Below are 22,184 nucleotides of genomic sequence, written 5' to 3' on the forward strand. Positions count from 1 at the left end.
GCCGCCGACCCGCCGCTGCTGCTGCGCGGCGATCTGGTGGACGACCTGCCCGCGCTGGCCGCGCGGGCGCCGGCCGGCGCCACCCTGGTCGTCTTCCACACCTCGGTGCTCTACCAGGTTCCGGTGGCACGCCGGCGGGCCTTCACCAATCTGGTACGCGATCTGCCCGCTCACTGGATAGCCGTGGAGAACCCCGCCGTCCTACCCTACGACGACCTGCCCCACCCGCCCGACGAGACGCTGCACAACGTCCTGGCTCTCGACGGCAAACCGCTGGCCTGGGCGCGAGCCCACGGTGACGCGCTGACCTGGTTCGCCGGCGACCTGTGACCCTGGAAGGACCCCCGTGATGTCTCGTTCCCTCTGGCTGACCCGCGTCGGCGTCACCCTGCTCACCACCGTCTCGGTCGGTGTGGCGGGCGCGCCGTCCGCGCTGGCCGCGTCGACCGGCGTCGTCTCCGTCACGGAGCGCTCGAAGGTGCAGTACAGGGCGGCCACCGGCAAGCAGAACCGGGTCGTCGTCACCCGCTCCGGCCGCACCGTCACGATCGACGACCGGATGGCGATCCGGGCCGGCAAGGGCTGCAAGCAGGTCAAGGGCGACCGGACCCGAGTCCGCTGCACCCTGCGGACGGTCCCCACCCAGGTGCGGGTGCACACCTACGACCGGGCCGACTCGGTGACCAACCGCACCGGCATCCCGCTGAACGCGGAGGGTGGCAGCGCCGCCGACGTCCTGACCGGCGGCTCGGCCGACGACCGGCTGCACGGCGGCACCGGCGCCGACCGGCTGTCCGGCGGCGCCGGCAACGACTGGTTCTCCGGCGGCACCGGCCACGACCGGATCTCCGGCGGCGCCGGCCGCGAGCGGATCTTCGCGGGGCCGGGCAACGACGTGGTGTACGCCGGCGACGGCGACGACTACCTGGACGGCGACAGCGGCAACGACCGGCTGTTCGGCCAGGCCGGCAAGGACATCGTGCTCGGCGAACAGGGCGCCGACCACCTCGACGGCGGCGCCGGTGAGGACTACCTCGTCGGCGACGACTACTCGAGCGGCACCTGGGCCGACGTCCTGCTCGGCGGCGACGGTGTCGACGTTGTCAGCTACGGGTTGTACGAGCGCGCCGTCACCGTCGACCTGACCGGAACTCCCCGCAACGACGGCCGCTCCGGCGAGCGGGACACCGTCGGCGCCGACGTGGAGGACGTCTACGGCGGCGGTGGTAGCGACGCGATCTACGGCAACGCCGCCGCCAACGCGATCTACGGCAATATGGGCGACGACCTGATCCGCGGTGGCGCGGGCAACGACCGTCTGATCGGTCTCGAGGGCCGCGACCGAATCTACGGCGACGCCGGCGACGACTGGCTGTCGGCCGTCGACGCCCCCGAACTCCCGGACTCCCTCGACGGCGGCACCAACGGCCCGGCCGGCGACGAGTGCTGGCACACCGCCGTCGACACCGTGACCAACTGCGAACGCTGACCGCCTCAGCCGTCGTCCGGCTCCGCGTGTGACCGCCAGGCCGTAGCGACGTCGGCCGCGACGTCGTGCAGCAGCCGCAGGAACGCGCCGACCAGGGGAGTGGCGCCGGTGCCGGCGGCCGTCACCGCGCGCAGCACGTGCAGGGCGGCGGCGGTGAAGGCGCCGATGCGCAGCTCGACGGCCGCCGGCGCCGCGCCTGGGCGGCCATCGCCGGCATCTGCACCGGCCTGATGATCTGGACCACCGCGGCGGCCGCTGGGCTGTCCGCGGTGCTGCTGGCCAACCCGCACGCCTCCACGCTGCTGCGCATCGCCGGCGGGATCGTGCCGGCCGGGCTCGGCGTCAGCACCCTGGTGTCACTGCGCCGGCCTGCCGCGGCGCCGGGTGCCACCCGGAGCGGGCGGGCCTACACGACCGGGCTCGCCACCAACCTGGGCAACCCGAAGGCCGGGATGTTCGCGGTCTCGCTGCTGCCGCAGTTCGTCCCCGCCGACGGGCCGGTGTTCCTCTCCAGCGTCGCCCTCGGCCTGCTCTGGGACGCCGTCACCGGCGCCTGGTACCTGCTGTTCACCTGGCTCGTCGACCGTGGCCGGTCGCTGGTCACCCGGCCGGTCGTGCACCGCCGCCTGCAGGTCGCCATCGGCTGCATGCTGCTTTGCCTCGGTGAGGCCGTTGCCACCGGCGTATGACCGCCCGTAGCTGACCCGCCGCACCAGCGTCTCGAACGGGCCGCGCTGCCCGGACCGCCGCATCCGGTCGGCGAGCCACACCGTGCCCGCCCAGGTGGCCGCCGCCAGCAGCGCCGTGCCGGTCACGCTCAGCGTGCCGGACAGGTCCAGCAGATACGGGGTGAACACCACCGCCCACGTCACCGACTGCACCAGGTAGCAGGTCATCGACCGCTGGCCGGTCGCCGCGATCGCCTCGGTCAGCCGGCCGCGCCGCGTGCCCAGGCGCACCGCCAGCAGCGCGAGCAGGGCCGCATAGCCGAGACCGCCGAGCGTGCCGGCCGTGCTGTGCAAGGCCGCCTGCCACTCCAGGGTCTGCTGATCCGGCGCGCCGGTCACACCGGTCAGCAGCAGCGCGATCGGCTGGGCACCCAGCACGGCCGCCCCGATGCCGCCGGCCGCCACCACGGTCAGTAGCCGCCGATGCTGTCCGGGCCGCTCCAGGATGCGCCGCCGCCCGGCCCACAGGCCCAGCACGAACGGGCACAGGAACCCGATCGGCCCCAGCGCCGCGATCACCAGCGCCGCCGGCAGCCGGTCGCTGACCTGCGCGACCAGATCGGGCGACAGCATCGCCGGGTCCGGCCCGGCCCGGCTGATCGTGGACAGGTCGGCGCTCGGCAGCGCGTTCAGCGCCAGGAACGCCACGGCCACCACGAACAGCCAGCGGTCCCTCCAGAAGATCAACCAAACCCCGACGAGCAACAGCACGCCGTACGCCGCCAGGATGTCGCCGACGAAGAACAGCAGGGCGTCGGCCAGGCCGACCACGATCAGCACGGCACTGCGGCGCCAGAGCAGACGGCGTACGCCCCAAGCGCCGCGCTCGTGCTGCCGGCGCACGATCTGGGCCACCCCGTAGCCGAACAGCAACCCGAACATCGGGAAGGCCCGCCCGTCCACGAACGTCGTCAGCAGCCACACCACCGCCGAGTCGACGGCTGAACCGCCCTGCGGATAGCCGCCGAACACCGACGGGGCGCGCAGGAAGTAGTGGGTGTTGGCCAGCGCGATGAACAGCAGCATGAAGCCGCGTGCCAGGTCCGGCCCCAGTGCCCGCCTTGCCGGATCAGTGGGCCCAGGAACTCGCCGCACCTCGTTTCGCATGCGACGACCGTACGATCGGATCAAGGCCGGGATCTGCGGCCGGGAGTCTACGGCCGCGGCGACTTTGGTCGCCTCCGTAAGGTGGGCGCATGGCCGAAAGAGATCTGGCAGCCGAACTTCTGACCGCGGAGCGGCGATTGCAGGCCGCGCAGCGTGCCGGCGACGTCGACGAGCTGGACCGCCTGCTCGACGACCGCCTGATCGCGGTCGGCCCGGACGGCGCCCACTACCGCAAGCAGGACGACCTGGACGCCTACCGGTCCGGCACGTCGGTCGTCGACGAGCTGGTCGAGGAGGCCCTCGAGTCGCTGGTCGTCGGCAGCACCGGGGTCACCTTCTTCACCGGCACGGTGCGCGGCACGTTCGGCGGCGCCCCGTTCGCCGCCCGGATGCGCTACACCCGCACCTGGGCGTACGAGGACGGCTGGCGCATCGTCGCCGCGCACATCGCCGTGATCTGAGGCGCGCCGCGGCACGCCGTCGAGATCGTCACCCGGCCGCCGGAGCGCCGGCTCAGGCCGCGGGCGATCACGCCGATCCCTCGGCCCGCGGCTTCCGCCTCCGCGGCGAGCGGGTCGGGCACCTCGAACTCCAGGTACGGCGAGCCCTTCGGTAGAGGCCGTCGCCTCCTACGAGAGCCTCGGCGTCGGCCCGTTCTTCGACCCCCGCGGCCCGCACCGCAACCTCCCCACTCCAGCCGGCTAACCGTGTGGGGTTGCGCCGCTGGCCCAACCCAAACACCCCACACCGACCGGCTGCCCGAGCGACCGCGCGAAGTTGCGCCGCGATGCCGACCCGATCTCCCCACGCCCAGCCAAACCAGCCACATCACCGGCGTGGGCGACGGCCGAGCCCGCACGGCCGTAGGGCGTGCGGCTTTCGGGTCCCGCATTACTGGGATGGGCGACGGCCGGGCACACGCGGCCGTAGGGCATGCAGCTCACTGTGTGAAGTTGCGCCGCGGAGCGGACCCAGAATCCCCACCGTGGCGGGTGCCGGCGGTGAACACGGGCGCGAACTTCGTACCACGAAGGGTTAGGCGGGGAGGCGGGCACCCAGCCGGACCAGCTGCGGGGTTCGGTCTTTGACCGCCCACACCTTCGCGGGGATCGCCGCCCCGGCGGCGGTCGTGTAGGCCTCGACCGCCAGGCTGTCGCCGAGGAACTCCGCCGCCACCTCGACGCCGTCGGAGAACCGCAGGGTCAGCGGGCCGCCACCCGAAGACAGGTGGATGAACGCGCCAGGGAACAGGTGGGTGTGCTCCACACGCGCGGTCACGACAGGCCAGGGCGGCCCTGATGATGCTGTGGCTCACCTCCAGCCAGTCGGCGATCTCTTTCTCCACCAGGCGGTGGTTGGGCGCAGCTCGGCGGAGAGGATGGCGTCGCGCAGCCGCTCGTGCACCACGTCGGTGCGGGGCGGCTGCGGCGGTGTGCTCACGGGGCAACGGTATACATCCCGGTACACTGCGCGAGCCGTCCTCGGGCATTGATCGGACGTCATCACGATCGGACCCGGTAAGCCTTGAAATGTTTCACTCACCTGTGGTCCTGTGTGGGTAACCAACGCCGCACGCATGGTTTATCATCCGATATGACGTTTCAAGGAGAAGAGGCCCGGTGAGCCAGCAGTCCCGCAACGGCCGCGCCCCGTCGGTCAAGGACGTCGCCGCCGCCGCGGGCGTCTCCCTGGGCACCGTCTCCAACGTGCTCAACCGGCCGTCGGTGGTCAGCGCCGCCACCCGCGAGCGGGTCGAGCGCGCGATGGCCGAGCTCGGCTTCATCCGCAACGAGTCCGCCCGCCAGCTGCGCGCCGGCACCAGCCGCGCCCTGGCCTACGTGATGCTCGACGGCGGCAACCCGTTCTTCCACGACGTCGCCGAGGGCATCGAGACCGCCGCCGAGGCCGCCGACCTGTCGTTGTTCGTCTGCAACAGCAACAGCCGCGTCGAGCGCGAGGCCAAACACCTCGACCGGCTCGTCCAGCAGCGGGTCCAGGGCATCCTGATCACCCCGGTCGACCCGGACGCGCCGCACCTGGCCGAGATCGCCCGGCGCGGCATCCCGTTCGTCATGGTGGACCGGCTCAGCAGCGGCGGCGACCACTGCTCGGTCGCCGTCGACGACGTGCTCGGCGGCCGGATCGCGGTGGAGCACCTGCTCGACCGCGGTCACCAGCGGGTCGCGTTCGTCGGCGGGCCGTCCAGCATCGGCCAGGTCCGCGAGCGGCTGCAGGGCGCCCGCGACGTCTGGCGCGAGTTCGGCATGGCCGAGGAGGACTTCGTCCACCTGCCGACCGAGGCGATGACCGCCGGCGAGGGCCGCTCCGCCGGGGAACGCCTGGCCGGCCTGCCCAGCCGCCGCCGGCCGACGGCCGCCTTCTGCGCCAACGACCTGCTCGCGCTCGGCCTGCTCCAGCACGCGGTCACCGCCGGGCTGCGCGTTCCCGACGATCTGGCGATCGTCGGTTTCGACGACATCGACTTCGCCGCTGCCGCGGCGGTTCCCCTCACCTCGGTGCGGCAGCCACGCCAGGAGCTCGGGCGTACGGCGGCGCGCCTCGTCCTCGATGAGGCCACCAACCCCGACCACGTGCACGAGCAGGCGTCGTTCGTGCCGGCCCTGGTCGCCCGTGCCTCTACGGGAACGGTCCGGCGGTGACGTTCGTCCTGGTGCCCGGCGCCGGCGGCAACGCCTGGGACTGGCATCTGGTGGGCGAGCGGCTGCGCGCCCACGGCCACGAGGTGATCGGCGTCGACCTGCCCGCCGCCGACGAGACCGCCGGCCTCACCCGTTACGCGCAGGTGATCGCCGAGGCCGCCGCGGGCGCCCGCGACGTGGTGCTGGTCGCCCACTCGATGGGCGGGCTCAGCGCGCCGCTGGCCTGCGACCGCCTGCCGGTGTCGGCGCTGATCCTGGTCAACGCGATGATCCCGGCGCCCGGCGAGACCGGCCACCAGTGGGGCGTCGCCACCGGGCACGGCGCGGCCGTTCCCGAGCTGAGCGACGACTTCGACGAGGACGAGTTCTTCTACCACGACGTTCCCCCGCACCTCGCCGCCCAGGCCCGCGCCAACGGACGTCCGGAGACGAGCACCGCGTTCGACGAGCCGTGGCCGCTCGGCGCCTGGCCGGACGTGCCGACCCGGGTGATCGCCGGCGCCGCTGACCGGTTCTTCCCGCCGGATTTCCAGGCCCGGGTGGCCCGCGACCGGCTCGGGCTGGCGACGGAGACGGTGCCGGGCGGGCACTTCGTGGCGCTCAGCCGCCCGGACGAGCTGACCGCACGCCTGCTGGCATGAGCCTGCGCGACCGGCTGCGGCACGTCCACTGGATCGGCGGCGGCCCCGGTGGCGGCAAGTCGACGATGGCCGCCCGGCTCGCCGAACGCCACGGCATGCTGCGCTACTCCACCGACGACACGATGCGCGCGCACGGGGCGGTGCTGACCACGCCGTACGTCGCGCGGTTCAAAGCCATGACCATGGACGAGCGGTGGGTGACCCGCACGCCCGAGGAGATGCTGGAGACCTTCCCCTGGTTCCGGGGCGAGGGCTTCGACCTGATCGTCGAGGACCTGCTGCGGATGCCGGCCGGCGCACCCGTGGTCGTCGAGGGCTTCCGCCTGCTGCCGCACCTGGTGGCCCCGCTGCTCGCCGACCTGCGCCGGGCGATCTGGCTGCTGCCCACGGCCGGCTTCCGCCGGGCCGCGCTGGACACCCGCGGCTTCACCTGGACCATCCCGAACCAGACCAGCGACCCGCCCCGGGCCGTGCGCAACATGGCCGAACGCGACCGGATGTTCGTCGACCGCCTCGTCGCCGAGACCGCCCGGCTCGGCCTGCGCGCGCTGCGGCCTGCGCCGGGCCTCACCGAGGATCAGCTCTACGAGCAGGTGGCGGAGGCGTTCGGGCTGCCCGGTAACGTCCCTGCACATGATCAACGACCTGTATGAGGTCATTCACCGCCGGCGGGACGTGCGCGGCCAGTTCACCGGCGCGCCGATCCCGGACGACACCCTCGACCGGATCCTGACCGCCGCGCACGCCGCCCCCAGCGTCGGGCTCTCCCAGCCGTGGGACTTCATCGTGATCCGCTCGCAGGCTGTGAGGACTGCGTTCCACGAGCACGTCCGTACCGAACGGGACGTCTTCGCCGCGACCCTCGACGGCGAGGCGGCGGAACGCTTCGCCCGCATCAAGATCGACGGGGTGCTGGAGTCGAGCCTGTCGGTCGTGGTCACCTACGACCCGGAACGCGGCGGCCCCGCGGTCCTCGGCCGGCACGCCATCGCCGACGCCGGCCTCTACTCGGTCTGCCTGGCCATTCAGAACCTGTGGCTGTCCGCCACCGCGGAGAACCTCGGCGTCGGCTGGGTCTCGTTCTACCGCGAGGACTTCCTGCGCGACCTGCTCGGCATCCCGGCCCGGGTCCGCCCGGTCGCCTGGCTCTGCCTCGGCCCGGTCACCCACCTGGAGAAGGTGCCCGACCTGGAACGGCACGGCTGGCGGCGGCGCGGCCCGCTGAGCCGGGTGGTGCACGATGACCGGTGGTCGTCCGTCGAGGAGGGTGAGTGACGATGCGCCTGCACGTCGGCTGCGCGATGTGGAACCTGAAGTCCTGGCAGGGCCGCTTCCTGCCGCACCCCGCCACGCCGCCGGAGCGGCTGCGCGCCTACGCCGGGTGGTGCACCGCCGTCGAGGGCAACACCACCTTCTACGCGACGCCCACCCGCGAAACGGTGGCGTCCTGGGCCGAGCAGACCAGCCCCGACTTCCGCTTCGTTCTGAAGATCCCCAAGGTGGTCACCCACGAGCACCGGCTCACCGGCGCCGAGGAGCCGCTGCGCGTCTTCCTCGACGCGATCAGCCCGCTCGGCCCGCGCGTCCACGCACTCTGGGTGCAACTGCCCGGCTCCTTCGGACCCGCCGACCTGCCGGTCCTCGCACGCTTCCTGCGTCACCTGCCCGCCGAGCATCGGTACGGGGTGGAAGTACGCCATCCGGCCTTCTTCGACGACCCGCGTGCTCTCGAGGAGGTGCTCGCCCCGCACGGCGCCGAGTGGATCCCGTTCGACACCACCGCGTTCTTCACCACCCCGCCGACCAGCGACGCGGAACGCGACGCGTGGACGAAGAAGCCCCGCATGCCGCTGCGCACCCGGGCCCTGACCGACCGGCCGATCATCCGCTACCTGGGCCGCGACTCGGTCGAACGCACCGTCGAGGGCTGGCAGCGCTGGGTCGGCATCACCGCAGGCTGGCTCCGCGAGGGCCGCTCCCCGACGGTGTTCGTGCACACGCCCGACAACGCCGACGCGCCGGAGCTGTGCCGCCGCTTCCACGCCGAGGTCCGCGCCCGGGTGCCGGAGCTGGAGCCCCTGCCGCAGCCCGAGCCGATCGCCCCGCAAACCCTCTTCTGAACGCCCCAGGGTAGGTTGCCGAGCCATGGAGCAGCAGGACAGCGTGGGCGGGCGCGTGGCGGTGTGGGCGCAGTGGGTGCTGCTGGTGGCGTACCTGCTGGGCAGCTTAGGTGTGCTGCTGTTTGCCGTCGCGCAGACCGGTGACGCCGGCGCCCTGCTCGACCCGGGGCTGGAACGACTCGGCGACCCGAAGGACTCCCTGCCGGACTCGGTGTGGAACCCGTTGGCCTGGCTCCTCGGCATCAGCCGCGTGGTGGCGATGCTGGTGGTCGTGGTGGCGCCGGTCGCCCTGTTGCTCGGGCTGGTGGCCGTGGCAGGCTCGCGGCGGGTCGGCGACCGCAAGGTGTTCCGCTGGAGCCTGGCGGGCACCGCCGCCTGGTTGCTCGTGCTGGTCGTCGCCCTCACCCCGTACGGCAGGCAGATGACCACCTGGCTGCTCGACTGATCCCGCCTCGCGCCGGGCGGCGAATGACCTCGAGAACGCGGACGGGCCCGGCTGCGTAGCCAGGCCCGTCGCTCGTGGTCAGGAGTGCGGGCAGGTGTTGCGGTATTCCTGGATGGCGGAGCCGGACGGCGCCGGGCACAGGAACTGCTCATAGCGGGTGTCGTTGTCGATGAAGCGCTTCAGCCAGGACAGGCTGTACTTCGCCACGGTCACGTTCCCGCCCGACGTCGGCGCGGAGTGGCTGGCGTTGTTCAGCTCCAGGTAGGCCTTGTCCGGCGCCGCCGAGAGGCTGGTGTAGAACGGCTCCGAGTGCGAGGAGACCGGCGCGACCGTGTCGTTCTCCGCGCCGATGATCATGGTGGGGACGCGGACGGTGGTCCAGGACTTCGTGCCGTGCCACGGGGTGAGCGGCACCGCGGCCTGCAGCGCGGGGCGGGTGCGGGCCGCGGCCAGGCTGCCGCCGCCGCCCATCGAGTGGCCCATCACGCCGAGGCGGGTGGCGTCGATGCGGGTACGCACCGAGCTGCGCTGCGTCAGGTAGTCCAGGGCCGCCAGCAGCTGGGAACCGCGGCTGTCCGGCTGGTCCAGCGTGCTCAGCGTGTCGATGGTGATCACCACGAAGCCCTGGGAGGCGAGGCGCGGGCCGAGCCAGGCCACGCTCGACTGGGAGGCGGTGAAGCCGGGGGAGATGGCCACCGCGCCGAAGGTGCCGGCCGTCGTGCTGGTGGGGTAGTAGACGGTGCCGCCACCGAACCCGGTCACGCTGGAACGGGCGACGGTGACCTGGGCGATCGCGAACGAGCCGCGGCTGGCCTCGATGCTGGCGTTGGTGGGTGCGGGGCCGCGCTCGTACGGGTTGGCGGCGGCGGCCGGTGCGGCGGGTGCGATCAGGAGTGCGGCTACCGCGGCGCAGAAGGCGGTCCGGAGGGAAGAGACGGGCATCGGGAACTCCCAGGGGTAGACGGGAGAATGATTGCCATCGATGGATGCAAACAACGTAACTCGTCAGTAACAAGGCGGTAATCCCAGCCACTACCTGGCCGCGGTGTTATGAAATTCGGTTGCCGCGCCCGGCGGGCCTCCGCGAAGGTGATCGGCATGACGTACTGACGAAGCGCCCTCAGCCCTTGACCGTTGTTCTCGCAGAAGAGAGCCTTCGTGCAGTCCACCTCTGCCTCTGTCACCGTTTTCGCCGCACCCGGCAGCTGGATCGAGTCCGACGCCGTCGCGCAGTGCCACCAGGTGGCCGCGCTCGACGGGATGATCCACGTCGCCGGCATGCCTGACCTGCACCCCGGCAAGGGTGCCCCGATCGGCGCCGCGATGGCGTCGAGCGTGCTCTACCCGCTGCTCGTCGGCTCCGACATCGGCTGCGGCATCGCGGTCTTCCCGATCCGGCTCAAGCGGGTCGTGCCGGAGCGGATCGCCGCCCGTTTCCCCGACCTCGACGAGCCGCTCGACCCGGCCGACCTGCCTGGCGTCGACATCCCGGCCGGTTACACCGACAGCCTCGGCACGGTCGGCCGCGGCAACCACTTCGTCGAGCTCGCCCGCGTCGACGCCGTCGTGCACCCCGAGCACGCGAGCCGCCTCGGTCTCGCCGGCGGCGACCTAGTCCTGATCGTGCACAGCGGCTCGCGCGGGCTCGGCGAGCAGATCCTGCGGGCGCACACCGAGGTGCACGGCGCCGGCCCGGCCGCCGACCCCGCCGCCTATCTGCGGGCGCACGACGACGCCGTGCGCTGGGGCTCGCTCAACCGGCGCCTCATGGCCGAGCGGGTCGCCGACGCGCTCGGCGCCGAGGCGCGCGAGCCGATCGTCGACGTCTGCCACAACTCCGTCGAGGTCCGCGACGGGATCTACCTGCACCGCAAGGGCGCCGCGCCGGGCGACGGCCGCGACGTGCTGATCGCCGGCACCCGCGGCACGCACTCCTACCTGGTGGCCGCGCACGCCGGCCCGGAGGCCGGCCACTCGGTCGCGCACGGCGCGGGACGCAAGATGTCCCGCGCGGACGCGCTGCGGCGCGGCAAGGCCAAGCACACGGTCGAGGAGCTTCGGCGTACGGGGATGGGCTCCGTCGTCGTGTGCGGCGACCGGCAGCTGCTGTTCGAGGAGGCGCCGACCGCCTACAAACGGATCGAGCAGGTGATCGGCGACCTGGTCGAGCACGAGCTGGCCACCCCGATCGTCACCACGGCGCCGGTGGTCACCTACAAGACCGCCGACCTCGGTCCGCGTAAGGGCGGGCGCCGGTGACCGTACATCTGCTGTTGTCGGCCGGTCGCGGCCCGCAGGAGTGCGCCTGGGCCGTGGCGCGCCTGCTGGCCCGGCTGGAAGCCGGCGCCCAGCGGCGCGGCCTGACCACTCGCCGGGTGCAGACCGTGCCCGGGGAGCGGCCCGGCACCTACCGCTCGGCGCTCGTCGCGATCGCCGGGCAGGACGCGGCCGGATTCGCCGCGTCCTGGACCGGGACGCTGTGCTGGCAGGCGCCGAGTCCCTACCGCGCCGGGCCGGGCCGCAAGAACTGGTATGTGACGGCGCAGCCGGTGCGGGTCGGCGCGCCACGCACGCCGTTCGCCGAGGCGGACGTCGAGATCGTCGCGTGCCGCACCGGCGGGCCGGGCGGCCAGCACCGCAACAAGGCGAGCACCGCGGTCCGGGCCCGGCACCGCCCGACCGGCGCGGTGGTCGTGGTCGACACCGAGCGGCAGTTCAGCCTGAACCGGGGGATCGCGCTGCGCCTGCTGCGTGAGCGGCTCGAGGCCGGTGACGAGGCGGCCGGCCGGGAGGTGGAGACCGCCCGGTGGCGGGTCCACGACGAGCTGGTGCGCGGCAACCCGGTCCGCATCGAGCGCCCGTGACATGATCTGCGGTCATGCACGCGGTGATCGTGGGGAACAGCGACGGCATCGGGCTGGCTCTCACCCGGCGGCTGCTCGCCGACGGGTGGGAGGTGACCGGGCTGTCGCGCAGCCCGGCCCCGGCCGGGCGGCACCATGTGGTCGACGTGACCTCACCCGAGCTGCCGGCGGTGTTGGCCGGGGTGGGTGACGTCGACCTGTGCGTCTACGCGGCCGGGGTGGGTGAGCTGCTCACCGGCGACGACCTGGCCGACCAGACCCGGGCGATCGAGGTGAACCTGCTCGGGGCGGCCCGCACGATCGAGGCGGTAGTGCCCCGGATGCTCGCCGCCGGGCGCGGCCACGTGATCGGCCTGTCCAGTCTCGCCGACACGATCATCTCGGCGGACGCGCCCGGCTACGCGGCGTCGAAGGCGGGGCTCACCGCGTACCTGTTGGGGCTGGATGCGGCCCTGCGGCCGCGTGGTGTGCCGGTCAGCGTGGTGCGCTTCGGGTTCGTCGACACGAAGATGGCGAAGTCGCCGGTCACACCCTTCAAGATCTCCACCGACCGGGCCGTCGACGTGCTGATGCGATGCGTCCGCAAGCGCCCGGCGATAGTGTCGTACCCGCGCCGGATGGCCGCGGTGACCGGAGCGCTCGGTCCGCTGCTACGTGTGGGAGCCCGTCTGCGGAGGTGAACGATGACCGTCTACCGAAACGCGTCCACGATTCTCTACGTCGAGGATCTGAAAGCGGCCCTCGGCTTCTACCGGGACATGCTCGGGTTCGCCGCGACCTATCAGTTCCCACCGGACGGGCCGCCGGAGTTCGTGGCGCTGGAGAACGGCATCTCGCTGGCGTCGGTCACCGACGGGCAGCTCGGCTCGCACGGGCAGGAGGTCCGGTTGCGCACCGGGCGGCCGTTCGAGCTGTGCATCTACACCGACGACGTGGACCGGTCGATCACCGATCTGCGCGAGCGCGGGGTCACGGTGCTCGTGGAACCGGCCGACCAGCCGTGGGGCGAGCGGATGGCATACGTGGCGGATCCGGAGGGCAACCCGGTGATGATCTGCGCCGCCGCGGAGGGGGCCGGATGAGCGTCGACCTGTTCGCCGGGATCTCGGTCAGCGACTACCCGACGGCGCTGGGCTGGTATCAGAAGCTGCTCGGCGGCCCGCCGGCCTTCCACCCGAACGACGTCGAGGCGGTGTGGGAGGTGGCCGAGCACCGGTTCCTCTATGTCGAGCATCGGCCGGCGCACGCGGGCCACGCGCTGATCACGCTGTTCGTCGACGATCTGGAGGAGCGGGTGGCGGGGATCTCGTCGCGCGGTCTGGAGCCGGCGAAGCGGGAGACCTACGAGAACGGGGTCCGGAAGATCACCTATGTGGACCCGGAGGGCAACGAGATCGGCCTCGGCGGCGCGCCGCTGCAGTGAGCCGGGGCCGCGCCTCGAAGCTCGGGAGCGACACCGGGCGGCGGCGAGACTTCAAAGCGACACAGGGCGGCGGCGTCCCGAACCGGTGCCGCCGCCGCACCCCGTACCCGTGCCGGCCTGAAACAGGCCCTCACTAATCCGGACGCCTTGACCCCCCGATTTGGTTGCACCCGTAACACAGATTTCACCTGCGGGGCCGAAGTTGCGGGCAGTATCGGGCGATCTGTGGTGATCACGCCGTCTCGGGGCCGACGGCGCGGATGACGATCTCGCGGATCTCCTCGATCGGCACCGGCGTGGTGGCCAGCGTCTTATGGATCACCAGTCCCTCGATCAGCGCGTCCACGCCGCGCGCGGTGGTCGCGTCGACGAACCGCTCCAGCACCGCGCGGCTGGTGCGCATCCAGCTGTCGGTCACCGCGCGCAGGTCCGGGTCGCGCAGGGCGGCCAGGTAGAGCTCGTAGGCGATCGCCCAGTCGCGCGGGCCGGCCCCGGCGTCGCCGTGGATCAGCCGGGTGATGGCGTCGATGAGGTCCGCGCGCGTGCGCACGCCCTCGAAGTGCGCGGCGTAGATCGCCGACATGCGCTCGGCGTGCCGCCGGAACGCCTGGCTGCGCAGGTCCTCGAGCCCGGTGAAGTGATAGGTCAGCGAGCCCAGCGGCACGTCGGCGGCGGCCGCGATCAGCCGGTGGGTGGTGCCGGCGACGCCGTGCTCGGCGATCATCCGGATCGTCGCCTCGATGATCCGGTCCTTGCGCTCCGGGTCGTGCCGCCGGGCTCGCCGGGCAACCCGGTCGGGCGCATCCTCCGGCGAGGCGGCCGGACCTGGCACATCAGGCCGAGGGCCCGGCCCGGCGGAGGCGGCAAGGTCAGGTCGACGGCTCGGCCCGGCGGAGGCGGCAAGGTCAGGCCGACGGCTCGGCCCGGCGGAGGCGGCAAGGTCAGGTCGACGGCTCGGCCCGGCGGAGGCCGCAAGGTCAGGCCGACGGCCCGGCCCGGCGGAGGCCGCAAGGTCAGGCCGACGGCCCGGTCCGGCGGAGGCAGCAAGGTCAGGCCGAGGGCTTGGCCCGGCGGCAGCGGCCAGATCAGGCCGGGAGCCGGGCACCGCGAAGCCGGCCAGGTCAGGGCGGGATGCTGAGGAGGCGCCGGGCACGTCGGGGCGGCCTTTCACAGCTCGCGGATGGGCCGGGCCGGCGAACCCACCGCCACCACGTTCGCCGGGAGGTCGCGGACGACCACCGAACCAGCGCCGACCACAGTGTTCTCCCCGATCGTCACACCCGGGCAGACGATCACACCGCCACCCAGCCACACGTTGTCGCCGATGACGATCGGCTGGGCCGCCTCCCACTTGTCGCGGCGCGGGCCCGGCTCCAGCGGATGCGTGGCGGTCAGCAACTGCACGTTCGGCCCGATCTGGACGTCGTCGCCGACGGTCACGGTGGCCACGTCCAGGATGACCAGTCCGAAGTTCGCGAACGAGCGCGCGCCGAAGCTCGTCTGATAGCCGTAGTCGCAGTGCAGCGGCGGCCGGATCTCGCTGCCCTCCCCGAATGAGCCGAGCAGTTCGGTGAGCAGCTCACGACGCCGGTCGTAATCGGTCGGATCGATCGTGTTGATCTCGTGGCTGAGCCGCTGGGCGCGGGCCAGGTCGCGGGCGATCTCCGGATCATCGGCGATGTACAGCTCACCGGCGAGCATTCGGTCGCGCATGCTCTTCTCACTGACGGTCATGTGTACGAACGTACAATCTCGCGCGCGAAGCGTGGGGGCGCTTGGTGCACCAAGCCTTGACCGGGGCGAGAGCCCGCGCGTAATGTGTCGGTAACTCTGAAACGTTTCACCCCACCGCAGAGGCCCGCGAAGGACCCGCTCATGACGAACCCCGTGGTCACCGACCTCATCGCCCGCTCCAACCGCCTCGGCGCCGACCCGCGCACCACCAACTACGCCGGCGGCAACACCTCCGCCAAGGGCACCGACACCGACCCGGTCACCGGCGCCCCGGTCGACCTGCTCTGGGTCAAGGGCTCCGGCGGCGACCTCGGCACGCTCACCGAGGCCGGCCTGGCCGTGCTGCGGCTGGACCGGCTGCGTGCCCTGCCCGGCGTCTACCCGGGCCTGGAGCGCGAGGACGAGATGGTCGCCGCGTTCGACTACTGCCTGCACGGCCGCGGCGGCGCGGCCCCCAGCATCGACACCGCCATGCACGGCCTGGTCGACGCTCCGCACGTCGACCACCTGCACCCGGACGCCGGCATCGCGATCGCCACCGCCGCCGACGGCCCGGCGCTGACCAAGGAGATCTTCGGCGATCGCGTGCTCTGGGTGGACTGGCGCCGTCCCGGCTTTCAGCTCGGCCTCGACATCGCCGCCGCGCACCAGGCCAACCCGCAGGCCATCGGCGTCATCCTCGGCGGGCACGGCATCACCGCGTGGGGCGCCACCAGCGACGAGTGCGAGGCCCGCTCGCAGGAGATCATCAACACCGCCGCGGCCTACCTCGCCGAGCACGGCCGCAGCGCGCCTTTCGGCGCGACGATCAACCCCGCACTTCCCACCGACGTACGCCGGGAGCGCGCCGCCGCCCTCTTCCCGGTGGTCCGTGGTCTCGCCTCGACCGACCGTCCGCAGGTCGGCCACTACACCGACTCCGACGTGGTGCTCGACTTCGTCGGCAGCGAGCGGCTGGCCGAGCTGGCCGCCCTCGGCACCTCCTGCCCCGACCACTTCCTGCGCACCAAGGTGAAGCCCCTGGTCGTCGACACCGCCCCGGACGCCCCGCTCGACGAGGTGGTGGCCCGCCTCAAGGAGCTGCACGAGGCGTACCGCGAGGACTACCGCGGCTACTACGAGCGGCACGCCACCGCGGACAGCCCGGCCATCCGCGGCGCCGATCCGGCGATCGTGCTGGTCCCGGGCGTGGGCATGTTCTCGTTCGGCGCCAACAAGCAGACCGCCCGGGTCGCCGGCGAGTTCTACGTCAACGCCATCAACGTGATGCACGGCGCCGAGGCGGTCTCCCGCTACGCGCCGATCAACGAGGCCGAGAAGTTCCGGATCGAGTACTGGGCCCTGGAGGAGGCCAAGCTCCAGCGGATGCCGAAGCCGAAGCCCCTGGCCACCCGGGTCGCGTTCGTGACCGGCGGCGGTTCCGGCATCGGCCGGGCCATCGCGCTGCGGCTCGCCGCCGAGGGCGCCTGCGTGGTCGTCGCCGACCGCGACCCGTCGACCGCCGAGACCGTGGCCCGCGAGATCGGCGGCACCGACCGGGCCGTCGCCGTCACCGCCGACGTCACCGACGAGGCCGCCGTCCAGGCCGCCCTGCGCGAGGCGGTGCTCGCCTTCGGCGGTGTCGACCTGATCGTCAACAACGCCGGCCTGTCCATCTCCAAGCCACTGCTGGAAACCACCGAGCAGGACTGGGACCTGCAGCACGACGTGATGGCGAAGGGTTCCTTCCTGGTCGCCAAGGCCGCCGCGAAGATCCTCATCGAGCAGGGGATGGGCGGCGACATCGTCTACATCTCCAGCAAGAACTCACTGTTCGCCGGACCGAACAACGTCGCCTACGGCGCCGCCAAGGCCGACCAGGCCCACCAGGTCCGCCTGCTGGCCGCGGAACTGGGTGCGTACGGCGTACGCGTCAATGGGATCAACCCGGACGGCGTCGTGCGTGGCTCGGGCATCTTCGCCGGCGGCTGGGGCGCGCAGCGCGCCGCCGTCTACGGCGTGCCGGAGGAGCAGCTGGGCGAGTTCTACGCGCAGCGCACCCTGCTCAAGCGCGAGGTGCTGCCGGAGCACGTGGCGAACGCGGTCTTCGTGCTCACCGCGGGCGAGCTGTCGCACACCACCGGCCTGCACGTCCCGGTCGACGCGGGTGTCGCCGCGGCGTTCCTGCGATGAGCAAGGCTTTTGCCGCCGTCGACCTCGGCGCGTCCAGCGGGCGCGTCGTGGTCGGCCGGTTCGGGGACGGCACGGTCGAGCTCGACGTGGTGCACCGGTTCGCGAACGAGCCGGTCCGGGCCGGCGGCACCCTGCACTGGGACATCCTGTCGCTGCACCGCGGCATGCTCGACGGCCTGCGCGCCGCCGGGCCGGTGACCAGCATCGGCATCGACTCCTGGGCGGTCGATTACGGCCTGATCGACGCGAGCGGGGCGCTGCTCGGCAACCCGGTCCACTATCGGGACTCACGCACCGACGGGATCGCCGCACACGTGGGTGATCTCTACCCGGTCAACGGGCTGCAGACGCTGCCGTTCAACACCGTGTATCAGCTGCTCGCGGCCAGGGACACCCCGCAGTACGAGGTGGCACGGCGGGTGCTGCTGATCCCGGATCTGCTCGCCTACTGGCTGACCGGCGAGATCGGGGCGGAATACACCAACGCGTCGACCACCGGGCTGCTCGACGTCCGTACCAAGGACTGGTCGCTGCCGTTGCTCGCCGAGCTGGGGCTGCGTGCCGACCTGCTGCCGCCGGTGCGGCAGCCCGGCGAGGTGATCGGGCGCCATCAGGGCACACCCGTCGTGGCGGTCGGCTCGCACGACACCGCGTCGGCGATCGTCGGCGTGCCGGCGAGCGGCGGCGACTTCGCCTACATCTCCTGCGGCACCTGGTCGCTGGTCGGCCTGGAACTCGACGAGCCCGTGCTCAGCGCCGAGTCGCGGCAGGCGAACTTCACCAACGAGGGCGGCGTGGACGGCACGATCCGCTACCTGCGCAACGTCATGGGCCTGTGGCCGTTGCAGGAGTGCCTGCGCGAGTGGGGTTCGCCCGATCTGCCGTCGCTGCTGCACGCGGCGGCGTCCGAGCCGGGCCTGGCCCACGTGGTGGATCTCGACGACCCGATCTTCCTTCCGCCGGGAGACATGGAGGGCCGGCTTCGCAAGGTCGCCGGCCTGCCGGCTGACGCCGGGCGCGCCGTCATCACCCGCTGCATCCTGGACAGTCTCGCGCTCGCCCACCGGCGTGCCGTACGCCAGGCGCAGGAACTCGCCGGCCGTGAGGTGCGCGTGATCCACCTGGTCGGCGGGGGAGCGTTGAACGAGCTGCTCTGCCGGCTCACCGCCGACGCGTGCGGCCTGCCCGTGCTGGCCGGCCCGGTCGAGGCCACCGCGCTCGGCAACCTGCTCGTCCAGGCCCGCGCCGCCGGCGTGGTCGACGGCGGACTGGATGCGCTGCGGTCGCTGGTGCGCGAGACTCAACGGATCGTGCGTTACGAACCGTGCGGCGACGACGGCCCGTGGCGGGCCGCGGCCGCGCGGGCAGGAAGGTGACCCGTGCGGATCGCGCTCTTCGCCACCTGCCTGGCCGACACCCTCTTCCCGGAGGCGGCCAAGGCGACCGTGCTGCTGCTCGAACGGCTCGGGCACGAGGTGGTGTTCCCGGCCGAGCAGACCTGCTGCGGACAGATGCACGTCAACACCGGATATCAGAAAGAAGCGTTGTCGCTGATCAAGCGGTACGCCTCGGTCTTCGACCCGTATGACGTGATCGTCGCGCCGTCCGGGTCGTGCGTCGGCTCGATCCGGCACCAGCATCAGATGGTGGCCGCCTCCTACGGCGACGCGGGCCTCGTCTCCCGGGCCGCCGACGTGGCGTCGCGCACCTACGAGCTGTCCGAGCTGCTGATCGACGTGCTGCAGGTGGAGGACGTGGGGGCGTACTACCCGCACCGGGTCACCTACCACCCGACCTGCCACAGCCTGCGGATGACCCGGGTCGGCGACAAACCGCTGCGGCTGCTGCGCCAGGTCCGCGGACTCGACCTGGTGGAGCTGCCGGCTGCCGAGCAGTGCTGCGGGTTCGGCGGCACCTTCGCGATCAAGAACGCGGAGACGTCCACCGCGATGCTGGCCGACAAGATGACCAACATCGTCTCCACCGGCGCGGACGTCTGCACGGCCGGCGACGCCTCCTGCCTCATGCACATCGGCGGCGGGCTGTCCCGGCTGCGCACCGGCGTGAAAACGGTCCATCTGGCTGAGATTCTGGCGGCGACATGAGCACTTTTCTCGGGATGCCGGCGACCGCGCCGCGCGGCGTCGGGCACCTGCGTGGTTCGCTTCCCTTCCCGGAGGCGGCGCACGAGGCCCTGGGCAACTCCCAGCTGCGGCGCAACCTGCGGCACGCCACCACGACCATCCGTGGCAAGTCCGGCAAGGTGATCGCGGAGCTGCCGGACTGGCAGCAGTTGCGCGACGCCGGGTCGGCGATCAAGGCCGACGTGATGTCCCGGCTGCCTTCACTCCTGGAGCAGCTCGAAGAAAACGTGCGGGCCGCGGGTGGCGTGGTGCACTGGGCGGCCGACGCGAACGAGGCCAACCGGATCGTCACCGACCTTGTCCGGGCGACCGGCTCGCCGCGGGTCATCAAGGTCAAGTCGATGGCGACCCAGGAGATCGGGCTCAACGAGGCCCTGGAGGAAGCCGGGATCACGCCGGTCGAGACCGACCTCGCCGAGCTGATCGTGCAGCTCGGTGAGGACAAGCCGAGCCACATCCTGGTCCCCGCGATCCACCGCAACCGCTCCGAGATCCGGGAGATCTTCCTGCGGGCGATGCCCGGCGTGGACCCGGCGTTGACCGACGACCCGCCGGTGCTGGCCGCGGCGGCGCGGCGCTACCTGCGGGAGACGTTCCTGTCCACGAAGGTGGCGGTCAGCGGGGCGAACTTCGCGATCGCGGAGACCGGCACGCTGGGTGTGGTGGAGTCGGAGGGGAACGGGCGGATGTGCCTGACCCTGCCGGACACGCTGATCACGGTCATGGGCATCGAGAAGGTGCTGCCCACGTGGCGTGACCTGGAAGTCTTCCTGCAGCTGCTGCCGCGGGCGTCGACCGGGGAGCGGATGAACCCGTACACGACGATGTGGACCGGGGTGACGCCCGGTGACGGGCCGCAGAACTTCCACCTGGTGCTGCTCGACAACGGGCGCAGCGCGGTCCTCGCGGACACCGTGGGGCGGCAGGCGCTGCACTGCATCCGGTGCTCGGCGTGCCTCAACGTGTGCCCGGTGTATGAGCGCACGGGTGGGCATTCCTATGGCTCGGTCTACCCGGGACCGATCGGGGCGGTGCTGTCGCCGCAGCTCACCGGAGTGGCGGACAACGCGTCGCTGCCGTACGCGTCGTCGCTCTGCGGAGCCTGCTTCGACGCCTGCCCGGTGAAGATCGACATTCCGTCGCTGCTGGTGCACCTGCGCAACCAGGTGCCGCACCCGGCGGGGGAGAAGGCCGTGATGAAGGCCGCGGCCTACACGATGGCGCGGCCCCGGCTGTACGCGAACGCGCAACGCGCCGCGAAACTGGCCCGGATCGCCGGGCGCCGTGGCCGAGGGCTGCCGCCGCCGCTGTCCGGGTGGACCGCGGGACGCGACCTGCCCGAGATCCCGAAACAGACGTTCCGCGACTGGTGGGCAGAGCGATGAGTTCGCGGGACGTGGTGCTGGGCCGGGTGCGGGCGGCGCTGCGGGACGCCCCGGTGGTGGCTGAGGCGCCGCGCGAGTATCGGCCGGCGGGGCGGCCGGCCGACATCGAGGTGCTGGTGGACCGGCTGGTCGACTACAAGGCCGAGGTGCACCGGGTCAGCTCGGGTGAGGTGGCGGCGACCGTGGCGAAGCTCGTGGGTGGGGACGGGGCTGTGCTCGTACCCCCGGGGTTGCCGCTTGAGTGGCGCCCGGCCGGCGCCTTCGTTGATGAAGGGTTGGCGCCGGACCGCATCGCCGCGGCCGACGCGGTGTTGACCGCCGCGGCCGTGGCCGTGGCGGAGACCGGGACGATCGTGCTGGACGCCTCGCCGGACCAGGGGCGGCGGATCATCACGCTCCTGCCGGACGTGCACATCTGCGTGCTGCGGGTGGAGCAGGTGGTGGCGGCGGTGCCGGACGCGGTGGCCCGGCTCGATCCGCGGCGGCCGCTGACCTGGATCAGTGGGCCGTCGGCCACCAGCGACATCGAGCTGAACCGGGTGGAAGGCGTGCACGGGCCGCGCCACCTGCATGTGCTGCTGCTGACCGACTGAGTCAGGAGCGCGGCGGGCGGTCGCGGATCTCGGGCCAGGCCGGCTGGTTGCCGGCCGGGCCGGCTTGGGGCCAGGCGGGCCCGGGGCCGGGTTTGGCGGCCTGGGGAGGCGGCCAGGACGCCAGGCTGTCCGGGCGAGTGGGTTCGCCGTCGGAGAGATCGGCCTGGGACCAGGCCGGCTGGGTCTCCGGGACGGCCGGCCCGGGCGGGGACCAGCCGGATCCCGACCGGGGGCGCACCGGCTGCGGGCGCGGCCAGGTGGGCTGCGGTTCGGCGGCGGGTTGATTGCTCTGCCAGGTGGGCTGCGGTTCAGCGGCGGGTTGCTTGCTCTGCCAGGTCGGCTGCGGTTCGGAGGCCGGTTGATTGCTGCGCCAGGTGGGCTGCGGTTCGGCGGCGGGCCGGCTGGCCGGCCAGCTCGGCGTTGGGTCGGTGGCCGGCTGCGGGGCGGCGGTGGCCGGCTGGTCGCCGGGTGGTTCGGCGCGTGACCAGGCGGGGCGCGGTGTGGGTGGTTCGCCGTGCGTCCAGGCCGGGCCGGTCCGGGGAATGGCCGGACCCGTCGGCGGCCAGATCGGCCCGCTGCTGGTGCCGGCGGCCCAGGACGGCTTGGCTCCGGGCGCCGGCGGCCAGCCCGGGGTGGTCTCCGTGGCGTGTGCGGCGGGTTGGGCCTGCGCCCACGCCGG

The 22,184-nt window shown here is 72.5% G+C and carries 26 protein-coding genes and 2 pseudogenes; 20 read left to right on the forward strand and 8 right to left on the reverse strand.

Annotated elements, in window-relative coordinates:
- Together AB0F81_RS41555 and AB0F81_RS41560 are read left to right on the forward strand one after the other, a co-directional pair.
- On the forward strand, positions 1–330 hold a 330-nt coding region (locus tag AB0F81_RS41555), incomplete at its 5' end, for a DUF2332 family protein (RefSeq protein ID WP_360207578.1).
- A 19-nt stretch (positions 331–349) separates the two neighbouring features.
- A complete protein-coding gene (locus tag AB0F81_RS41560; RefSeq protein ID WP_360207581.1) occupies positions 350–1,489 on the forward strand; it encodes a calcium-binding protein in 1,140 nt (379 codons plus the stop codon).
- Positions 1,490–1,494: 5 nt separating this feature from the next.
- Here AB0F81_RS41560 and AB0F81_RS41565 read toward each other — a convergent pair whose 3' ends face one another.
- Complete coding sequence (locus AB0F81_RS41565; RefSeq protein ID WP_360207652.1) at positions 1,495–1,779, reverse strand: hypothetical protein; 285 nt, start codon at positions 1,777–1,779, stop codon at positions 1,495–1,497.
- On the opposite strand from AB0F81_RS41565, the gene AB0F81_RS41570 reads away from it, so the two are divergent.
- Positions 1,720–2,178: a LysE family translocator gene (locus AB0F81_RS41570; protein ID WP_360207646.1), complete on the forward strand. Its 459-nt coding sequence runs from the start codon at positions 1,720–1,722 to the stop codon at positions 2,176–2,178. The genes AB0F81_RS41565 and AB0F81_RS41570 overlap by 60 nt on opposite strands.
- Before the next feature lie 12 nt (positions 2,179–2,190).
- Here AB0F81_RS41570 and AB0F81_RS41575 read toward each other — a convergent pair.
- Positions 2,191–3,324 (reverse strand): annotated as a pseudogene (locus AB0F81_RS41575) (DUF418 domain-containing protein); the annotation flags it as partial.
- 89 nt (positions 3,325–3,413) lie between these two features.
- On the opposite strand from AB0F81_RS41575, the gene AB0F81_RS41580 reads away from it, so the two are divergent.
- Positions 3,414–3,785, forward strand: a complete 372-nt coding sequence (locus AB0F81_RS41580) for a nuclear transport factor 2 family protein (protein WP_360207584.1) — start codon at positions 3,414–3,416, stop codon at positions 3,783–3,785.
- Positions 3,786–4,359: 574 nt separating this feature from the next.
- Here the strand turns inward: AB0F81_RS41580 and AB0F81_RS41585 are convergent.
- Positions 4,360–4,602, reverse strand: a complete 243-nt coding sequence (locus tag AB0F81_RS41585) for a hypothetical protein (protein ID WP_360207587.1) — start codon at positions 4,600–4,602, stop codon at positions 4,360–4,362.
- 33 nt (positions 4,603–4,635) lie between these two features.
- Positions 4,636–4,764, reverse strand: coding sequence for a hypothetical protein (locus tag AB0F81_RS41590; RefSeq protein WP_360207590.1), 129 nt, complete (start codon positions 4,762–4,764; stop codon positions 4,636–4,638).
- A 179-nt stretch (positions 4,765–4,943) separates the two neighbouring features.
- On the opposite strand from AB0F81_RS41590, the gene AB0F81_RS41595 reads away from it, so the two are divergent.
- From AB0F81_RS41595 to AB0F81_RS41620, 6 genes are read left to right on the forward strand one after another with little or no spacing between them, the layout of a single operon-like run.
- Positions 4,944–5,984 carry a LacI family DNA-binding transcriptional regulator gene (locus tag AB0F81_RS41595; RefSeq protein WP_360207593.1) on the forward strand — a complete coding sequence of 347 codons (1,041 nt, stop codon included), beginning with the start codon at positions 4,944–4,946 and terminating at the stop codon, positions 5,982–5,984.
- Positions 5,981–6,625 (forward strand): alpha/beta hydrolase, encoded by a 645-nt coding sequence (locus AB0F81_RS41600; RefSeq protein WP_360207597.1) that lies wholly within the window; start codon positions 5,981–5,983, stop codon positions 6,623–6,625. Before AB0F81_RS41595 ends, AB0F81_RS41600 begins: the two co-directional genes overlap by 4 nt.
- The gene (locus AB0F81_RS41605; protein ID WP_360207600.1) at positions 6,622–7,278 is read left to right on the forward strand and encodes a hypothetical protein; all 657 of its coding nucleotides are present in this window, start codon (positions 6,622–6,624) and stop codon (positions 7,276–7,278) included. Before AB0F81_RS41600 ends, AB0F81_RS41605 begins: the two co-directional genes overlap by 4 nt.
- Positions 7,259–7,900, forward strand: coding sequence for a 5,6-dimethylbenzimidazole synthase (gene bluB / locus AB0F81_RS41610; protein WP_360207603.1), 642 nt, complete (start codon positions 7,259–7,261; stop codon positions 7,898–7,900). Before AB0F81_RS41605 ends, bluB begins: the two co-directional genes overlap by 20 nt.
- Positions 7,901–7,926: 26 nt before the next feature.
- On the forward strand, positions 7,927–8,745 hold the full coding sequence (locus AB0F81_RS41615; protein ID WP_360207649.1) for a DUF72 domain-containing protein: 819 nt from the start codon (positions 7,927–7,929) through the stop codon (positions 8,743–8,745).
- Between the two features lie 25 nt (positions 8,746–8,770).
- Complete coding sequence (locus tag AB0F81_RS41620) at positions 8,771–9,190, forward strand: hypothetical protein (protein ID WP_360207605.1); 420 nt, start codon at positions 8,771–8,773, stop codon at positions 9,188–9,190.
- A 78-nt stretch (positions 9,191–9,268) separates the two neighbouring features.
- Here the strand turns inward: AB0F81_RS41620 and AB0F81_RS41625 are convergent, their stop codons facing one another.
- Entirely contained in the window at positions 9,269–10,132 is an 864-nt protein-coding gene (locus AB0F81_RS41625) for a dienelactone hydrolase family protein (RefSeq protein ID WP_360207608.1), read from the reverse strand.
- A gap of 192 nt (positions 10,133–10,324) precedes the next feature.
- Between AB0F81_RS41625 and AB0F81_RS41630 the strand changes: the two genes are divergently transcribed.
- Genes AB0F81_RS41630 through AB0F81_RS41650 form a run of 5 tightly spaced genes read left to right on the forward strand, consistent with a single transcriptional unit; the run spans position 10,325 to position 13,477 of the window.
- On the forward strand, positions 10,325–11,449 hold the full coding sequence (locus AB0F81_RS41630; RefSeq protein WP_360207611.1) for an RNA ligase RtcB family protein: 1,125 nt from the start codon (positions 10,325–10,327) through the stop codon (positions 11,447–11,449).
- The gene (gene prfH, locus AB0F81_RS41635) at positions 11,446–12,054 is read left to right on the forward strand and encodes a peptide chain release factor H (protein ID WP_360207613.1); all 609 of its coding nucleotides are present in this window, start codon (positions 11,446–11,448) and stop codon (positions 12,052–12,054) included. The genes AB0F81_RS41630 and prfH overlap by 4 nt, the downstream gene beginning before the upstream one ends.
- A 14-nt stretch (positions 12,055–12,068) precedes the next feature.
- Positions 12,069–12,734, forward strand: a complete 666-nt coding sequence (locus AB0F81_RS41640) for an SDR family NAD(P)-dependent oxidoreductase (RefSeq protein WP_360207616.1) — start codon at positions 12,069–12,071, stop codon at positions 12,732–12,734.
- A gap of 3 nt (positions 12,735–12,737) precedes the next feature.
- Positions 12,738–13,136 (forward strand): VOC family protein, encoded by a 399-nt coding sequence (locus AB0F81_RS41645; RefSeq protein ID WP_360207619.1) that lies wholly within the window; start codon positions 12,738–12,740, stop codon positions 13,134–13,136.
- Positions 13,133–13,477, forward strand: a complete 345-nt coding sequence (locus AB0F81_RS41650; protein ID WP_360207622.1) for a VOC family protein — start codon at positions 13,133–13,135, stop codon at positions 13,475–13,477. The genes AB0F81_RS41645 and AB0F81_RS41650 overlap by 4 nt, the downstream gene beginning before the upstream one ends.
- A gap of 232 nt (positions 13,478–13,709) precedes the next feature.
- Here AB0F81_RS41650 and AB0F81_RS41655 read toward each other — a convergent pair whose 3' ends face one another.
- Positions 13,710–14,309: a TetR family transcriptional regulator gene (locus AB0F81_RS41655; protein WP_360207625.1), complete on the reverse strand. Its 600-nt coding sequence runs from the start codon at positions 14,307–14,309 to the stop codon at positions 13,710–13,712.
- A gap of 335 nt (positions 14,310–14,644) precedes the next feature.
- On the reverse strand, positions 14,645–15,211 hold the full coding sequence (locus AB0F81_RS41660) for a sugar O-acetyltransferase (RefSeq protein WP_360207628.1): 567 nt from the start codon (positions 15,209–15,211) through the stop codon (positions 14,645–14,647).
- Positions 15,212–15,352: 141 nt separating this feature from the next.
- Here AB0F81_RS41660 and AB0F81_RS41665 point away from each other — a divergent pair, with 141 nt between their 5' ends.
- The 5 genes from AB0F81_RS41665 to AB0F81_RS41685 are packed head-to-tail and all read left to right on the forward strand — an operon-like array spanning position 15,353 to position 21,505.
- Positions 15,353–17,383: a bifunctional aldolase/short-chain dehydrogenase gene (locus AB0F81_RS41665; protein ID WP_360207631.1), complete on the forward strand. Its 2,031-nt coding sequence runs from the start codon at positions 15,353–15,355 to the stop codon at positions 17,381–17,383.
- On the forward strand, positions 17,380–18,759 hold the full coding sequence (locus AB0F81_RS41670; RefSeq protein ID WP_360207634.1) for a rhamnulokinase family protein: 1,380 nt from the start codon (positions 17,380–17,382) through the stop codon (positions 18,757–18,759). Before AB0F81_RS41665 ends, AB0F81_RS41670 begins: the two co-directional genes overlap by 4 nt.
- 3 nt (positions 18,760–18,762) lie before the next feature.
- Positions 18,763–19,488, forward strand: a complete 726-nt coding sequence (locus AB0F81_RS41675; RefSeq protein WP_360207637.1) for a (Fe-S)-binding protein — start codon at positions 18,763–18,765, stop codon at positions 19,486–19,488.
- The gene (locus tag AB0F81_RS41680; protein WP_360207640.1) at positions 19,485–20,912 is read left to right on the forward strand and encodes a LutB/LldF family L-lactate oxidation iron-sulfur protein; all 1,428 of its coding nucleotides are present in this window, start codon (positions 19,485–19,487) and stop codon (positions 20,910–20,912) included. The genes AB0F81_RS41675 and AB0F81_RS41680 overlap by 4 nt, the downstream gene beginning before the upstream one ends.
- Entirely contained in the window at positions 20,909–21,505 is a 597-nt protein-coding gene (locus AB0F81_RS41685; RefSeq protein ID WP_360207643.1) for an LUD domain-containing protein, read from the forward strand. Before AB0F81_RS41680 ends, AB0F81_RS41685 begins: the two co-directional genes overlap by 4 nt.
- A 1-nt stretch (position 21,506) precedes the next feature.
- Here the strand turns inward: AB0F81_RS41685 and AB0F81_RS41690 are convergent.
- A pseudogene (locus AB0F81_RS41690) lies at positions 21,507–22,184 on the reverse strand (hypothetical protein); the annotation flags it as partial.

The sequence above is a fragment of the Actinoplanes sp. NPDC024001 genome (genome assembly GCF_040638955.1).
Taxonomy (GTDB): domain Bacteria; phylum Actinomycetota; class Actinomycetes; order Mycobacteriales; family Micromonosporaceae; genus Actinoplanes.

Coding starts and splice junctions, on each gene's coding strand:
- AB0F81_RS41685 (WP_360207643.1), top strand. CDS start 20,909: ATGAGTTCGCGGGACGTGGTGCTGGGCCGGGTGCGGGCGGCGCTGCGG.
- AB0F81_RS41570 (WP_360207646.1), top strand. CDS start 1,720: ATGATCTGGACCACCGCGGCGGCCGCTGGGCTGTCCGCGGTGCTGCTG.
- AB0F81_RS41625 (WP_360207608.1), bottom strand. CDS start 10,132: ATGCCCGTCTCTTCCCTCCGGACCGCCTTCTGCGCCGCGGTAGCCGCA.
- AB0F81_RS41650 (WP_360207622.1), top strand. CDS start 13,133: ATGAGCGTCGACCTGTTCGCCGGGATCTCGGTCAGCGACTACCCGACG.
- AB0F81_RS41620 (WP_360207605.1), top strand. CDS start 8,771: ATGGAGCAGCAGGACAGCGTGGGCGGGCGCGTGGCGGTGTGGGCGCAG.
- AB0F81_RS41615 (WP_360207649.1), top strand. CDS start 7,927: ATGTGGAACCTGAAGTCCTGGCAGGGCCGCTTCCTGCCGCACCCCGCC.
- AB0F81_RS41680 (WP_360207640.1), top strand. CDS start 19,485: ATGAGCACTTTTCTCGGGATGCCGGCGACCGCGCCGCGCGGCGTCGGG.
- AB0F81_RS41645 (WP_360207619.1), top strand. CDS start 12,738: ATGACCGTCTACCGAAACGCGTCCACGATTCTCTACGTCGAGGATCTG.
- AB0F81_RS41670 (WP_360207634.1), top strand. CDS start 17,380: ATGAGCAAGGCTTTTGCCGCCGTCGACCTCGGCGCGTCCAGCGGGCGC.
- AB0F81_RS41605 (WP_360207600.1), top strand. CDS start 6,622: ATGAGCCTGCGCGACCGGCTGCGGCACGTCCACTGGATCGGCGGCGGC.
- bluB (WP_360207603.1), top strand. CDS start 7,259: ATGATCAACGACCTGTATGAGGTCATTCACCGCCGGCGGGACGTGCGC.
- AB0F81_RS41660 (WP_360207628.1), bottom strand. CDS start 15,211: ATGACCGTCAGTGAGAAGAGCATGCGCGACCGAATGCTCGCCGGTGAG.
- AB0F81_RS41665 (WP_360207631.1), top strand. CDS start 15,353: ATGACGAACCCCGTGGTCACCGACCTCATCGCCCGCTCCAACCGCCTC.
- AB0F81_RS41560 (WP_360207581.1), top strand. CDS start 350: ATGTCTCGTTCCCTCTGGCTGACCCGCGTCGGCGTCACCCTGCTCACC.
- AB0F81_RS41580 (WP_360207584.1), top strand. CDS start 3,414: ATGGCCGAAAGAGATCTGGCAGCCGAACTTCTGACCGCGGAGCGGCGA.
- AB0F81_RS41640 (WP_360207616.1), top strand. CDS start 12,069: ATGCACGCGGTGATCGTGGGGAACAGCGACGGCATCGGGCTGGCTCTC.